Annotated in this window: 9 protein-coding genes and 1 pseudogene; 7 read left to right on the forward strand and 3 right to left on the reverse strand. The window is 72.0% G+C overall.

The window, feature by feature from the left end; genetic code table 11:
* Positions 1-7: 7 nt before the first annotated feature.
* From AC4IHM_RS21615 to AC4IHM_RS21630, 4 genes and pseudogenes are all read left to right on the forward strand, one after another.
* On the forward strand, positions 8-247 hold the full coding sequence (locus tag AC4IHM_RS21615; RefSeq protein ID WP_490868656.1) for a DUF397 domain-containing protein: 240 nt from the start codon (positions 8-10) through the stop codon (positions 245-247).
* On the forward strand, positions 244-1,476 hold the full coding sequence (tgmC, locus tag AC4IHM_RS21620; RefSeq protein WP_490868657.1) for an ATP-grasp peptide maturase system methyltransferase: 1,233 nt from the start codon (positions 244-246) through the stop codon (positions 1,474-1,476). The genes AC4IHM_RS21615 and tgmC overlap by 4 nt, the downstream gene beginning before the upstream one ends.
* Positions 1,445-3,701: pseudogene (gene recD2, locus AC4IHM_RS21625) on the forward strand (SF1B family DNA helicase RecD2). The gene tgmC and the pseudogene recD2 overlap by 32 nt, the downstream one beginning before the upstream one ends.
* A gap of 242 nt (positions 3,702-3,943) precedes the next feature.
* The gene (locus AC4IHM_RS21630; protein WP_490868658.1) at positions 3,944-5,233 is read left to right on the forward strand and encodes a citrate synthase; all 1,290 of its coding nucleotides are present in this window, start codon (positions 3,944-3,946) and stop codon (positions 5,231-5,233) included.
* A gap of 649 nt (positions 5,234-5,882) precedes the next feature.
* Here AC4IHM_RS21630 and AC4IHM_RS21635 read toward each other — a convergent pair.
* The 3 genes from AC4IHM_RS21635 to AC4IHM_RS21645 all read right to left on the reverse strand — a co-directional run bounded on the left by AC4IHM_RS21635 (position 5,883) and on the right by AC4IHM_RS21645 (position 8,759).
* Complete coding sequence (locus tag AC4IHM_RS21635; RefSeq protein WP_490868659.1) at positions 5,883-8,138, reverse strand: heavy metal translocating P-type ATPase; 2,256 nt, start codon at positions 8,136-8,138, stop codon at positions 5,883-5,885.
* 20 nt (positions 8,139-8,158) lie between these two features.
* The gene (locus AC4IHM_RS21640) at positions 8,159-8,398 is read right to left on the reverse strand and encodes a heavy-metal-associated domain-containing protein (protein ID WP_490868660.1); all 240 of its coding nucleotides are present in this window, start codon (positions 8,396-8,398) and stop codon (positions 8,159-8,161) included.
* Between the two features lie 169 nt (positions 8,399-8,567).
* The gene (locus tag AC4IHM_RS21645) at positions 8,568-8,759 is read right to left on the reverse strand and encodes a helix-turn-helix transcriptional regulator (RefSeq protein ID WP_490868661.1); all 192 of its coding nucleotides are present in this window, start codon (positions 8,757-8,759) and stop codon (positions 8,568-8,570) included.
* Positions 8,760-9,512: 753 nt separating this feature from the next.
* Here AC4IHM_RS21645 and mmsA point away from each other — a divergent pair.
* The 3 genes from mmsA (at position 9,513) to AC4IHM_RS21660 (ending at position 14,756) form a co-directional block, all read left to right on the forward strand.
* Entirely contained in the window at positions 9,513-11,015 is a 1,503-nt protein-coding gene (gene mmsA / locus AC4IHM_RS21650; protein WP_490868662.1) for a CoA-acylating methylmalonate-semialdehyde dehydrogenase, read from the forward strand.
* Between the two features lie 163 nt (positions 11,016-11,178).
* Positions 11,179-13,830 carry an alpha/beta fold hydrolase gene (locus AC4IHM_RS21655; protein WP_490868663.1) on the forward strand — a complete coding sequence of 884 codons (2,652 nt, stop codon included), beginning with the start codon at positions 11,179-11,181 and terminating at the stop codon, positions 13,828-13,830.
* Positions 13,827-14,756, forward strand: a complete 930-nt coding sequence (locus AC4IHM_RS21660; protein WP_490868664.1) for an ABC transporter permease — start codon at positions 13,827-13,829, stop codon at positions 14,754-14,756. Before AC4IHM_RS21655 ends, AC4IHM_RS21660 begins: the two co-directional genes overlap by 4 nt.
* Position 14,757: the final 1 nt, after the last annotated feature.

Below are 14,757 nucleotides of genomic sequence, written 5' to 3' on the forward strand. Positions count from 1 at the left end.
GAATCCCATGGACAACTGGAGGAAGTCGTCCTACTCCGGCCCCGGTGACGGCAACGAGTGCGTGGAGATCGCCACCTGTCCCACCCGCGTCGCCGTCCGAGACTCCAAGGTCCCGACCCGCGCCACCCTCACCTTCCCGCCGAAGGCCTTCGCCTCGTTCGTCGAAAGGCGTGAAGGGACCCAGCGGGCAGCCGTGACGCCGGCACAAGGGTCGTATCCAGCCCGGGAACAGGGAGACAACCGATGACCGATGCGGCCGCCGCGCGGCGTCGTATGGCCGCGCTGCTCGCGGACAAGGGCGTCCTGAAGTCCCCCTGGCTGCGCGAGGCCGTCGAGGCCGTGCCGCGGGAGCGGTTTCTGCGGGCCGGGGTCTTTCTCGACGAGGGGCGGACCTGGCGGCCTGTCACCGAGCGGGGAGCCGGTCCGGACGAGTGGCTGCGGATCGTCTACAGCCTCGCCACTCTCACCAGCCAGCTCGACGGCCACCTCACCGCCGACCGGTGCGGCGAAGGCGTCGCGGGCGTGCCCACGTCGTCCTCGACCGATCCGGCCACCGTCGTCGGCATGATCGAGGCCCTGGAGGTCGGGGCGGGACACCGCGTCCTGGAGATCGGCACGGGCACCGGCTACTCCACGGCCCTGATGTGCCGGTACGTCGGGGAGGACAACGTCACCACGGTCGAGGTCGACCCGCAGGTGGCCGCGCGCGCCGACGCCGCCCTGGAATCCGTCGGCCACTCGACGTGGACGGTGACGGGCGACGGACTGCTCGGCCATCCGCACCGGGCGCCGTACGACAGGGTCATCGCCACCTGCGCGGTCCGCCGCATCCCGTACACCTGGGTCCGGCAGACCAGGCCCGGCGGCGTCATCCTCGCCACGGTCGGCTCCTGGCCGTGGGGAACCGGCCTGGCGAAGGTCACCGTCGGCGACGACGGCAGCGCCGAGGGCGCGATCATCGCCCGCTCCTCCTTCATGCAGGCGCGGGCGCAGGCGGTGACGCCCCTGGCCGGCGATCTCTCCGCCCGGACCGCCTACGCGGACAGCGTTCGCCCCGCGTTGGTGCCTCCCGACGCCCTGGAGGCGTGGATGCCGGCCTTCCTGGCCCAACTCGCGGCGCCGGGGGCACAGTTCGTGCGGGCCACCCGCGGCGACGGCGCGGCGCTGCGGTATCTCTTCGACCCGGAGCGGGAGTCGTTCGCCGAGTTCACCGCCGACGGCGGGGGCTGGACCGTCCGCCAGGGCGGCCCGGTGGCCCTGTGGGACGACGTCGAGCGGGCCCTCGTCGCCTGGCGGGACAGTGGCGAGCCGGACATCGAGGCCGTGCGGCTGCGCGTCACCGACAGCTCGCACCTGTACTGGATCGAGCGCGGTCCCGCGCTGCGCTGGGAGCATCGTCTCGCCCGAGCACACGGCTGTCGCACCCCACCGGTACCGTCGGAGCATGCCCAACCAGCCCGCGGCGGCCCCGGGTGAGCGCCGCCTCGCCGTTCTCGAAGGCGTTCTGGAACGCATCACGTACGCCAATGAGGAGAACGGCTACACCGTGGCCCGTGTCGACACCGGCAAGGGGGCCGGCGACCTGCTCACGGTCGTCGGCGCGCTGCTCGGCGCTCAGGCGGGGGAGGCCCTGCGCATGGAGGGGCGCTGGGGGTCCCACCCGCAGTACGGCAAGCAGTTCCACGTCGAGAACTACACGACCGTGCTCCCCGCCACCGTCCAGGGCATCCGGCGCTATCTCGGCTCCGGCCTGGTCAAGGGGATCGGGCCCGTCTTCGCCGACCGGATCACCCAGCACTTCGGGCTCGACACGCTGACCGTCATCGAGGAGGAGCCCAAGCGGCTCATCGAGGTGCCCGGCCTCGGCCCCAAGCGCACCAAGAAGATCGCCGACGCCTGGGAGGAGCAGAAGGCGATCAAGGAGGTCATGCTCTTCCTCCAGACCGTCGAGGTGTCCACGTCGATCGCGGTGCGGATCTACAAGAAGTACGGCGACGCCTCGATCTCCGTCGTGAAGAACCAGCCCTACCGGCTGGCGTCCGACGTTTGGGGCATCGGCTTCCTGACCGCCGACAAGATCGCCCAGTCCGTGGGCATCCCGCACGACAGCCCGGACCGGGTCCGGGCGGGCCTGCAGTACGCGCTGTCGCAGGCCACCGACCAGGGCCACTGCTACCTCCCCGAGGAGAGGCTGATCGCCGACGCGGTGAAGCTGCTCCAGGTGGACACCGGCCTGGTCATCGAGTGCCTCGCCGACCTGGCCGCCGAGCCGGAGGCGGACGGCGAGGATCCGGGGGTCGTCAGGGAGAAGGTCCCCGACCCGGAGGGCGGCGACCCCGTCACCGCCGTCTACCTGGTCCCCTTCCACCGCGCCGAGCTGGCCCTGGCCGGACAGCTCCGCCGCCTCCTGCGCACGGACGAGGACCGGATGCCCGCCTTCCGGGACGTGGCCTGGGACAAGGCGCTCGGCTGGCTCAAGGGCCGGACCGGCGCCGACCTCGCCCCGGAGCAGGAGGCGGCCGTCAGGCTCGCGCTGACCGAGAAGGTCGCCGTCCTCACCGGCGGTCCCGGCTGCGGCAAGTCCTTCACCGTCAGGTCCGTCGTCGAGCTGGCCCGCGCCAAGAAGGCCAAGGTGGTGCTCGCGGCCCCGACCGGACGCGCCGCCAAGCGGCTGGCCGAGCTGACCGGCGCCGAGGCCTCCACCGTGCACCGGCTGCTGGAACTCAAGCCCGGCGGCGACGCCGCCTACGACCGGGAACGGCCGCTGGACGCCGACCTGGTGGTGGTCGACGAGGCCTCCATGCTCGACCTGCTGCTCGCCAACAAGCTGGTCAAGGCGGTGGCCCCCGGCGCCCACCTGCTGTTCGTCGGGGACGTTCGACCAGTTGCCCAGCGTCGGCGCGGGGGAGGTGCTCCGGGACCTGCTGGCCGACGGCAGCCCCGTCCCCGCGGTCCGGCTCACCCGGGTCTTCCGCCAGGCCCAGCAGTCCGGCGTGGTGACGAACGCGCACCGGATCAACGCGGGGCAGCACCCCCTCACCGACGGCATGAAGGACTTCTTCCTCTTCGTCGAGGACGACACCGAGGAGGTGGGGCGGCTCACCGTGGACGTCGCCGCGCGCCGCGTCCCGGCGAAGTTCGGGCTCGATCCGCGCCGGGACGTGCAGGTCCTCGCCCCCATGCACCGGGGACCGGCGGGCGCGGGTGCGCTGAACGGGCTGCTCCAGCAGGCCGTCACCCCGGGGCGGCCGGACATACCCGAGAAGCGGTTCGGCGGTCGCGTCTTCCGGGTCGGCGACAAGGTCACCCAGATCCGCAACAATTACGAGAAGGGCGAGAACGGCGTCTTCAACGGCACCGTCGGCGTGGTCACCTCGCTCGACCCGGTGGACCAGCGTCTCACCGTACGGACGGACGAGGACGAGGAGGTGCCGTACGAATTCGACGAACTGGACGAACTGGCCCACGCCTACGCGGTGACCATCCACCGCTCCCAGGGCAGCGAGTACCCGGCGGTGGTGATCCCCGTGACGACCAGCGCCTGGATGATGCTCCAGCGGAATCTGCTGTACACGGCGGTCACCCGGGCCAAGAAGCTGGTCGTCCTCGTCGGTTCCCGCAAGGCGATCGGACAGGCGGTGCGCACGGTGTCGGCCGGACGGCGCTGCACGGCGCTGGATTTCCGGCTGGCGGGCCATTGACCGTGAAACCTCCGGTAAACCTCCCGGCCCCTGTGAAATAGATGATCGATCAAACGAGTCGTAAAGGTCACAGAGCACTTCCGGAAGGGCAGCCGAGCGGGCAGGATGAGCAAGTTGGCGGCACTGAGTGCCGCCAATAGGCCCGATGGTCGACCCCGAGTGCACTCTCCTGAGCCAAGTGGGGGATGGTAGAGACAGTCAGGGCACCTCGAAGATGAGGCACTACGTCGGTGAGGGAAGACGTGAGCGACAACTCTGTAGTACTGCGGTTCGGCGATGGCGAGTACACCTACCCGGTGATCGACAGCACCGTCGGTGACAAGGGCTTCGACATCGGAAAGCTCCGCGCCCAGACCGGTCTGGTGACGCTGGACAGCGGGTACGGCAACACCGCCGCCTACAAATCCGCCATTACGTATCTGGACGGCGAGGCGGGCATCCTCCGCTACCGCGGCTACCCGATCGAGCAGCTGGCCGAGCGCTCCTCCTTCGTGGAGGTCGCCTACCTGCTGATCAACGGCGAGCTGCCGACCGTCGACCAGCTCACCGCGTTCAAGAACGAGATCACGCAGCACACGCTGCTGCACGAGGACGTCAAGAACTTCTACAAGGGCTTCCCGCGCGACGCCCACCCGATGGCGATGCTGTCGTCGGTCGTCTCGGCGCTGTCGACGTTCTACCAGGACAGCCACAACCCGTTCGACGAGCGTCAGCGCAACCTCTCCACGATCCGGCTGCTCGCCAAGCTTCCGACGATCGCGGCGTACGCGTACAAGAAGTCGATCGGCCACCCGTTCGTCTACCCGCGCAACGACCTCGGCTACGTCGAGAACTTCCTGCGCATGACGTTCTCGGTGCCCGCCCAGGAGTACGACCTCGACCCGACGGTCGTCGCCGCCCTGGACAAGCTGCTGATCCTGCACGCGGACCACGAGCAGAACTGTTCGACCTCCACCGTCCGGCTGGTCGGCTCCTCGCAGGCGAACATGTTCGCCTCGATCTCCGCGGGCATCAACGCCCTGTGGGGCCCGCTGCACGGCGGCGCCAACCAGTCGGTGCTGGAGATGCTGGAGGGCATCCGCGACTCCGGCGGCGACGTCGACTCCTTCATCCGCAAGGTGAAGAACAAGGAGGACGGCGTCCGCTTGATGGGCTTCGGCCACCGGGTCTACAAGAACTTCGACCCGCGCGCCAAGATCATCAAGGCCGCCGCGCACGATGTGCTCTCCGCCCTCGGCAAGTCCGACGAGCTGCTGGACATCGCCCTGAAGCTGGAGGAGCACGCGCTCTCCGACGACTACTTCGTCTCGCGCAGCCTCTACCCGAACGTCGACTTCTACACCGGTCTGATCTACCGGGCCATGGGCTTCCCGACCGAGATGTTCACGGTGCTGTTCGCCCTCGGCCGGCTGCCGGGCTGGATCGCCCAGTGGCACGAGATGATCAAGGAGCCGGGTTCCCGCATCGGCCGCCCGCGCCAGATCTACACGGGCGTCGTCGAGCGCGACTTCGTACCCGTCGAGGAGCGCTGACCCGCGCACACCCGCACGGCACACGCCCGGAGAGTCCCGTCCCGCAGCGAGCGGTACGGGACTTTTCCGTGCCCGGCGCCCGCCACCCGGGCGGGGAGAGGGCGTGAGCAGCAGAAGGCGCCCTGGCGCCGGTCCCCCCACGGGCCGACGAACCAGGGCGCCTTCCCATGTCCCGGTGCGGATTCCCCCCACGGGATCCGGCCGGGCGTCTGCGGGGACAGCGCCTGAATCGCTGTGCTGAGCACAACGAGCAAAACTCGTCGTGCCGGTCGTGCCTGTCGTGCGGTCTGCCGGGACAGCGCACGCCCGGGAGGGCCGCTCAAAGCTTCCCGGTGTACGTGTCCCGGCAACGCAGTTCTGGGAAAGTCCCCCAAGACGTCCCCAGATGTCAGGTGACGCCCCCCAAGACGCTGCCTGACATCGCCAACTTAGACCTTCGAACCCCTTCGATGGTTACGTTCGCTTCACTGTGATCTGCGTCTCTTGTATTTGTCCGTTTGGTGCGCAAGAGCCCCGATACGGTGAACGGGACTCAAGCGTAAGGAAGATGCGCGAGCCTTGTGAAGAGCTTATGTGAGGTACGTGCCGGACTCCAGAGGCGTTCCCGCCCGACCTGCGGGAAATGCGGGGGCGGTGCGGGCTCGGTGGCTCAGCGGAAGGCCCGCAGTCTGAGGCTGTTGGTGACCACGAACACCGACGAGAAGGCCATCGCGGCCCCGGCGATCATCGGGTTCAGCAGTCCGGCGGCGGCCAGCGGCAGCGCGGCCACGTTGTAGCCGAAGGCCCACACGAGGTTGCCCTTGATCGTCGTCAGGGTGCGCCGGGACAGCCGGATCGCGTCCGCCGCCACCCGCAGGTCCCCGCGCACCAGCGTCAGGTCGCCCGCCTCTATCGCCGCGTCCGTCCCCGTGCCCATCGCCAGGCCCAGGTCGGCGGTGGCGAGCGCGGCGGCGTCGTTGACACCGTCCCCGACCATGGCGACCGTACGGCCCTGCGAGCGCAGCCGCTCCACCACGGCGACCTTGTCCTCGGGCAGCACGTCGGCGATCACCTCGTCGATGCCGACCTCCGCGGCGACCGACTCGGCGACGCGCCGGTTGTCGCCGGTCAGCAGGATGGGCGTGAGGCCCAGCCGACGCAGCTCGGCCACCGCCTCGGCGCTGGTCTCCTTGACCGTGTCCGCCACGGCGACGACCCCGCGCGCCACGCCGTCCCACCCGACCACGACGGCCGTACGGCCGTTCTTCTCGGCCTCGTCCACGGCACCGGACACCTGGGGCGGAAGGTCGTCGTGGAGGCGCCCCACGGTCACCTCGCGGCCCTCGACGCGCCCGCGTACGCCCCGCCCGGGGACGTTCTCGAAGTTCTCGACGCCCGGCAGCGTGCCGAACCGCTCCTCGGCGCCGGCCGCGAGCGCGCGGGCCACGGGGTGCTCGGAGGCGTGCTCGACGGCACCCGCGAGCCGCAGCACCTCGTCCTCGGCGCTGCCCTCGGCGGCGTACACCTCGTGGAGGGTCATGCGGCCGGTGGTGACGGTGCCGGTCTTGTCCAGGACGATCGTGTCGACGCGCCGGGTGGACTCCAGTACCTCCGGGCCCTTGATGAGGATGCCGAGCTGGGCGCCGCGGCCGGTGCCGACCAGCAGCGCGGTGGGTGTGGCCAGGCCCAGCGCGCACGGGCAGGCGATGATCAGTACGGCGACGGCGGCGGTGAACGCGGCGACCGTGTCGGCGGTGGCGCCCAGCCAGGCCCCGAAGGTGCCGGCCGCGATCAGCAGCACCACGGGCACGAAGACGCCCGAGACCCGGTCGGCGAGCCGCTGCACCTCGGCCTTGCCGCTCTGCGCGTCCTCGACGAGCTTCGCCATCCGCGCCAACTGCGTGTCGGCGCCGACCCGGGTGGCCTCGACGACCAGCCGGCCCCCGGCGTTGACGGTGGCTCCGGTGACGCTGTCGCCGACGCTCACGTCCACCGGCACCGACTCGCCGGTCAGCAGGGAGGTGTCCACGGCCGAGGCGCCCTCGGTCACCGTCCCGTCGGTGGCGATCTTCTCGCCGGGCCGTACGACGAACCGGTCGCCCACGGCCACCCGGTCCACCGGGACCCGCACCTCGCGCCCGTCGCGCAGTACGGCGACGTCCTTCGCGCCCAGCTCCATCAGCGCCCGCAGCGCGGCACCGGCCCGGCGCTTGGAGCGGGCCTCCAGCCAGCGGCCGAGCAGCAGGAAGGCGGTGACACCGGCGGCGGCCTCCAGGTAGATGGAGGAGGCGCTGTCGGCGCGGGAGACGGTGAGGTCGAAGCCGTGCCGCATGCCCGGCATTCCGGCGTCCCCGAAGAACAGCGCCCACAGCGACCAGCCGAACGCCGCCAGGGTGCCGAGCGAGACCAGCGTGTCCATGGTGGCGGCGCCGTGCCGCAGGTTCGTCCAGGCGGCGCGGTGGAAGGGCAGCCCGCCCCAGACGACGACGGGCGCCGCCAGGGTGAGCGAGAGCCACTGCCAGTTGTCGAACTGGAACGCCGGGACCATCGCGAGCAGCACGACGGGCGCGGCGAGGAGGGCGGAGACGACCAGGCGCCGGCGCAGGGCGGACAGTTCGGGGTCGTCGGCGTCCTCCGCGGGCCCTGCCGCTTCGGCGGGCTCGGGCGCGGGTTCCTCGGCGGTGTAACCGGTCCTGACGACGGTGGCGATCAGGTCGGTCACCGGCGTGGTCGCCGGGTAGGTGACCCGGGCCTTCTCCGTCGCGTAGTTCACCGTGGCGGAGACCCCGTCCATGCGGTTGAGCTTCTTCTCGACGCGGGCCGCACAGGAGGCGCAGGTCATCCCGCCGATGAGCAGTTCGACCTCGGCGAGGTCGGGCTCGGCGGACGTGGGGGCCGTGGGTGTGCGCGCGGTGGTGCTGGGCATGGTCCGGACTCCTGACGGGCTCAGACCCTGCCGACGAGTTCGAAGCCCGCCTCGTCCACGGCGGCGCGTACGGCCTCGTCGTCGAGGGGTGCCTCGGAGACGACGGTGACCTCGCCGGTGGCGGCGACGGCCCGCACCGAGCCGACGCCCGCGATCTCGGAGATCTCGCCGGAGACGGCGCCCTCGCAGTGTCCGCAGCTCATTCCGTTCACCTTGTAGACGGTGGTGACGGAGCCCTGGGTGTCGGTCTGGGCGGTCATGTCGTTGCTCCTCGTCGCGGTGGGCATGGCGGGTACCCGTGATCCGGTGTGGACCACGCGTTCCCCACTGTACCCCTAGGGGGTATGAGTGCCGGTACGGAGGGGACAGAAGTGGGACACCCGCTTCCGTGCCCCGCGCGAGGGCGGGGCACGGAAGCGGGTGTCCGGGTTAGCGGTTGCGGTTGCGGGGGCGGGACGCCACCCAGGTCCGGATGGTGTCCGCGTACCAGTAGGGCTTTCCGCCCTCCACGTGGTCGGGCGGGGGCAGGAGCCCGTGCTTGCGGTACGACCGCACGGTGTCCGTCTGCACCCGGATGTGGGCCGCGATGTCCTTGTAGGACCAGAGCCTTCGGTCGGTCACTAGTTGCACCTCCCTGCGCGTGCCGCGGCGGCGACCGGGGACGGCCGCCGGGGGAGCCGGGCGCTGCGCTGGCGATCACCAAGCCTGTGCCAGGTGAACGACGCGCAGTGACGGACGGTCGGGGAGCGTTCCCGGGTGTGACGGAAGACCCGCGTACGCGTGACATGTGTGACCGGGAGGGTGCTTTTGTGACACGAGTGCCACAAAGGCGTCAGCCGTTGTTCAGGCGTGGCGCGTTGACTGCGCGGGCCCGTGGTGCTCCGCCGTACGGCCGTGGCACCGGCCCCCGGGCCGCCACTTGGACCAAGTCGTCCGAATGTCCGGACAAAACATTGACAGGCCGCACGCGCGGGGCTAGAAACCGGGGAGACGCAAGGGCGGGCAAGAAGGGAACGCGATGGCGCACGACCTGATGGCACACGGCCCCGGGCGCCGGTTCCCCCACCGAACGCCTCCGGCGCGGGAAGGCGGCCTCGCCCTGGCAGGAGCGAGGCACGAGCGCCAACTCCCCGCTCGCACCGGCTCCGCGCCGGAGGTTTCCGCGGCCCGTCGGGGACGGGCCGCCCACACTGCCCCACGTGTCTACGCGGACGCCCAAACCGCAGACACAGTGTCGGGCGCGCCCGCGGCGCCCGGCTGCTGGGATGGAGTCGGGGCCGAGACCGCGACCGGACCGTCGCCGGTCACGGCCCGCGGGCAGCACCAACGGCACGTCTCGACCCGTCGCCGCCATCTGTGAAGGAGTTCTCGGTCATGACGAACATCGTCAACCACTGGATCGGCGGCAAGACCGCCGAAGGCGCCTCGGGCACGTACGGGCCGGTGACCGACCCGGCGACCGGCGCGGTCACCACCAAGGTCGCCTTCGCCTCCGTGGCCGAGGTGGACGCGGCGGTCGCCGCCGCCAAGGACGCCTATCTGACCTGGGGTCAGTCCTCGCTGGCGCAGCGTACGTCGATTCTGTTCCGGTTCCGGGCGCTGCTGGACGAGCACCGGGACGAGATCGCGGGGCTGATCACGGCGGAGCACGGCAAGGTGCATTCCGATGCGCTGGGGGAGGTCGCGCGGGGTCTGGAGATCGTCGATCTGGCGTGCGGTATCGCGGTGCAGCTCAAGGGTGAGCTGTCGACGCAGGTGGCGACCCGGGTCGATGTCTCCTCGATCCGGCAGCCGCTGGGGGTGGTCGCGGGCATCACGCCGTTCAACTTCCCGGCGATGGTGCCGCTGTGGATGTTCCCGGTCGCCGTCGCGTGCGGGAACACCTTCGTGCTCAAGCCGTCGGAGAAGGACCCGTCGGCGGCGAACCGGCTCGGTGAGCTGCTCGCCCAGGCCGGTCTGCCGGAGGGGGTGTTCAATGTCGTGCACGGGGACAAGGTGGCGGTGGACCGGCTGCTGGAGCATCCGGACGTCAGGGCCGTCTCCTTCGTGGGCTCGACCCCCGTCGCCCGGTACATCCACGCCACCGCCTCGGCCGGCGGCAAGCGTGTGCAGGCGCTGGGCGGTGCGAAGAACCACATGCTGGTGCTGCCGGACGCCGACCTGGACGCGGCGGCGGACGCGGCGGTCAGCGCGGCCTACGGCTCGGCCGGGGAGCGCTGCATGGCCATCTCCGCGGTCGTCGCGGTCGGTGCCGTCGGCGACACCCTGGTGGAGAAGATCCGCGAGCGCGCGGAGAAGATCAGGATCGGTCCCGGCAGCGACCCGGCCTCCGAGATGGGCCCGCTGATCACCAGGGCCCACCGCGACAAGGTGGCCTCCTACGTGCAGGGCGCGGCGGCCGAGGGCTGCGAGGTCGTCCTGGACGGCACCGGCCACACCGTCGAGGGCTTCGAGGACGGCCACTGGATCGGCATCTCGCTCCTGGACAAGGTCCCGACCACCGCCAAGGCCTACCAGGACGAGATCTTCGGCCCCGTGCTGTGCGTGCTGCGCGCGGAGACCTACGAGGAGGGCGTGGCCCTCATCAACGCCTCCCCCTTCGGCAACGGCACCGCGATCTTCACCCGGGACGGCGGCGCGGCCCGCCGCTTCCAGCTGGAGGTCGAGGCCGGCATGGTCGGCGTCAACGTCCCCATCCCGGTCCCCGTCGGCTACCACTCCTTCGGCGGCTGGAAGGACTCCCTCTTCGGCGACCACCACGTCTACGGCAACGACGGCACCCACTTCTACACCCGCGGCAAGGTCGTCACCACCCGCTGGCCCGACCCCGCCGACACCCCCACCGGCGTCGACCTGGGCTTCCCGCGCAACCACTGAGACGCGCACACGGCGCCCCCCCGCCCCACCGCACGGCGGGGCGGGGCCCCTCCCGCGTACCACGGCCGCGGTACATGGGAGGGAGCCCGTACTTCCCTGGGAGGGGCGGCGGTTCAGCCCCCGGGCTGCCCCCGAAGCCGACGGCGGCCCGTACGGTTGACGCATGGATCTTCGACTGCCCCGCGTGCGAGGGCTGCTGCGGGGGCCGCGCCGGATGCTCGGCGCCGCGGCCGCCGTCCTCGTACTCGCCGGCGCCGGGACGTGGACGGCCGTCGCCGGTGACGACCCGCCCGCGGTGCACCGCGCCGACCGGCTCATGGCCGTGGGCGACGGCGTGCGCCTGGACACCTCCTACTTCACCGCGGGCTCCGGCGGCCGCCGCCCGGCCGTCCTGATCGGGCACGGCTTCGGCGGCAGCAAGGCCGATGTGCGCGAGCAGGCGGAGAGCCTCGCCCGCGACGGGTACGCGGTCCTCACCTGGTCCGCGCGCGGCTTCGGGAAGTCCACGGGGAAGATCGGACTGAACGACCCCGACGGCGAGGTCGCCGACGTGTCCCGGCTGATCGACTGGCTGGCGGGCCGCCCCGAGGTCGAGCTGGACAAGGCGGGCGACCCCCGCGTGGGCGTCGCGGGCGCCTCGTACGGCGGCGCGATCGCGCTGCTGGCCGCCGGGTACGACAGCCGCGTGGACGCCATCGCCCCGGCCATCACGTACTGGAACCTCGCGGACGCCCTGTTCCCGGACGGTGTGCTCAAGAAGCTGTGGGCCGGTCTCTTCGTCAACTCCGGTGGCGGCTGCGACCGCTTCGAGGCCGACCTGTGCCGCATGTACCAGCGGGTCGCCGCGTCCGGCACACCGGACGCGGCGGCGGTCGGGCTCCTTGAGGAGCGCAGCCCGCAGGCCGTGGGCGACCGCGTCAAGGTGCCCACCCTGCTGATGCAGGGCCAGACCGACTCCCTCTTCCCGCTCGGCCAGGCCGACGCCGCGGCCGAGGCGATCCGGGCGAACGGCGCCCCCGTCGACGTCGACTGGACCGCGGGCGGCCACGACGGCGGCGACCCGGAGACCGACCGCCTGCACGCGCGCGTGGAGAGCTGGTTCGACCGGTATCTCAAGGACGACAAGGGCGCCGACACCGGGCCGGCCTTCCGCGTCACCCGCACCGGAGGCGTCGACTCCACCGACGGACAGGCGCAGTTGCGCGGCGCGAGCGCGGACCGCTACCCGGGCCTGGCGAACGGGCCGCGGTCGGTGCCCCTGAGCGGCGGCGAGCAGAGCGTCGACAACCCGGCGGGCGCCAACCCGCCCGCCGTCTCCGCCCTCCCCGGCATCGGCGGCGCCGCGGGGCTCTCCCGGCTCTCCTCCCTCGGCGTCGGCGTGTCCCTGGACTTCCCCGGCCAGTACGCCGCGTTCGAGTCGGCCCCCCTGCGCGACAACCTGCGCATCACCGGCTCCCCGACGGCCACCGTCCACGTCCGCTCCACCGGCGAGGACGCCGTCCTGTTCGCCAAGGTGTACGACGTCGGCCCCGGCGGCACGTCGCCCGTGCTCCCCTCCCAGCTCGTCACCCCCGTCCGCGTCGAGGGCGCCAAGGCGGGCAAGGACGTGACGGTCACCCTGCCGGCCATCGACCACGAGGTGGACAAGGGCCACCGCCTGCGCCTGGTCCTGGCCTCCACCGACCTCGGCTACGCCTCCCCGCTCGCCCCGGCGACGTACACCGTCTCCCTCGAAGGCGGCCTGAAGGTGCCGACCGCCCCCGGCGTGACGACCGCCGCCGCCCCGCTCCCCTCGTGGGTGTGGTGGCTGCCCCTGGCCGGCGCCGCCGTCGTGCCGGCCCTGCTGTGGACGGGCCGCCGCCGCGCCGCCGCACCGGCCCCGGACCCCGCCCTGGCCGACGTGCCCCTGCGGATCACCGGCCTGAGCAAGCGGTACGCCGGGTCCGCCGAGCGGTACGCGGTGCGGGAGCTGTCCTTCGGCGTGGAGAAGGGGCAGGTGCTCGGCCTGCTCGGGCCCAACGGCGCCGGCAAGACGACCACCCTGCGCATGCTGATGGGCCTGATCAAGCCGGACGACGGCGAGATCAGGGTGTTCGGCCACGCCATCCGGCCCGGCGCCCCGGTGCTGTCCCGGGTCGGCGCGTTCGTCGAGGGCGCGGGCTTCCTGCCGCATCTGTCCGGCCGGGAGAACCTGGAGCTGTACTGGCGGGCCACCGGCCGTCCGGCCGAGGACGCCCACCTGGACGAGGCCCTGGAGATCGCCGGTCTCGGCGACGCGCTCGCCCGCGCGGTGCGCACCTACTCCCAGGGCATGCGCCAGCGCCTGGCCATCGCCCAGGCCATGCTGGGCCTGCCCGACCTGCTGATCCTGGACGAGCCCACCAACGGCCTCGACCCGCCGCAGATCCGCGAGATGCGCGAGGTGATGATCCGCTACGCGGCGGCCGGCCGCACGGTGATCGTCTCCAGCCATCTGCTGGCCGAGGTCGAGCAGACCTGCACGCACCTCGTGGTCATGGACCGGGGCAGGCTGGTCCAGGCGGGCCCGGTCGCCGAGATCATCGGCTCCGGCGACACGCTCCTGATCGGCACCGGACTGCCCGTGGACGAGCCGCTCGTGGAGAAGATCGCCGCGCTGCCGGGCGTGGCCTCGGTCGTGCGCACCGACGACGGGCTCCTGGTCCGCCTCGACACCGGAGGCACGGCGCCCGGCCTGGTCGCCGAACTGGTCCGGCTGGAGGTGCCCGTGGCGTCGGTCGGCCCGCACCGCCGCCTGGAGGACGCCTTCCTCACCCTCATCGGAGGTTCCGCATGAGCACGCTCACCGAGCCGTCCGAGTCCGAGTCGGAGTCCCGGTCCGGGTCCGGGTCCGGTTCCGAATCCGCGTCCGGGTCCGCGCCGGAGTCCGCCCCCGGCTACCGGGCGGCCCGCACCCTGCCCCTGCGGGTGGAGCTGGCACGCCAGCTCAAGCGCCGCCGCACCCTGGTCATGGGCGCGATCCTCGCCGCCCTGCCCTTCGTCCTGGTCGTCGCCTTCGCGATCGGCGGCGAGCCGGACGGCCCAGGCAACCGCGTCACCCTGATGGACACGGCCACCGCGTCCGGCGCCAACTTCGCCGCCGTCAACCTCTTCGTCTCGGCGGGCTTCCTGCTGGTCGTCCCGGTCGCCCTGTTCTGCGGGGACACCGTGGCCTCCGAGGCGAGCTGGTCCTCCCTGCGCTATCTGCTCGCCTCCCCGGTGCCGCGTGCCCGGCTGCTCGCGTCCAAGCTGGCCGTCGGGCTCGGGCTGAGCCTGGCCGCGATGGTGCTGCTGCCCCTGGTGGCGCTGGCCGTGGGCACGGTCGCCTACGGCTGGGGGCCGCTGGCCATCCCCACGGGCGGCTCGCTCGCCCCGGGCACGGCGGCGCAGCGTCTCGTGGTGGTCGTGGCGTACATCTTCGTGTCCCAACTGGTCACCGCCGGACTCGCGTTCTGGCTGTCCACCAGGACCGACGCCCCGCTCGGCGCGGTCGGCGGCGCGGTCGGCCTGACCATCGTCGGCAATGTCCTGGACGCCGTGACGGCCCTCGGGCACTGGCGCGACTTCCTGCCCGCGCACTGGCAGTTCGCCTGGGCGGACGCCGTCCAGCCGCACCCCGAGTGGGCGGGCATGATCCAGGGCACGGCGGTCTCGGTGACGTACGCCCTGGTGCTGTTCGCCCTGGCCTTCAGGGGCTTCGCGCGAAAGGACATCGTCTCCTAGC

It is taken from the genome of Streptomyces sp. SL06 (assembly GCF_058244745.1).

Excerpts from the sequence above, each read along its gene's own strand:
- AC4IHM_RS21640 (WP_490868660.1), bottom strand. The coding sequence starts at position 8,398 with ATGACCGCCCAGACCGACACCCAGGGCTCCGTCACCACCGTCTACAAG.
- AC4IHM_RS21660 (WP_490868664.1), top strand. The coding sequence starts at position 13,827 with ATGAGCACGCTCACCGAGCCGTCCGAGTCCGAGTCGGAGTCCCGGTCC.
- AC4IHM_RS21615 (WP_490868656.1), top strand. The coding sequence starts at position 8 with ATGGACAACTGGAGGAAGTCGTCCTACTCCGGCCCCGGTGACGGCAAC.
- AC4IHM_RS21655 (WP_490868663.1), top strand. The coding sequence starts at position 11,179 with ATGGATCTTCGACTGCCCCGCGTGCGAGGGCTGCTGCGGGGGCCGCGC.
- tgmC (WP_490868657.1), top strand. The coding sequence starts at position 244 with ATGACCGATGCGGCCGCCGCGCGGCGTCGTATGGCCGCGCTGCTCGCG.
- mmsA (WP_490868662.1), top strand. The coding sequence starts at position 9,513 with ATGACGAACATCGTCAACCACTGGATCGGCGGCAAGACCGCCGAAGGC.
- AC4IHM_RS21635 (WP_490868659.1), bottom strand. The coding sequence starts at position 8,138 with ATGCCCAGCACCACCGCGCGCACACCCACGGCCCCCACGTCCGCCGAG.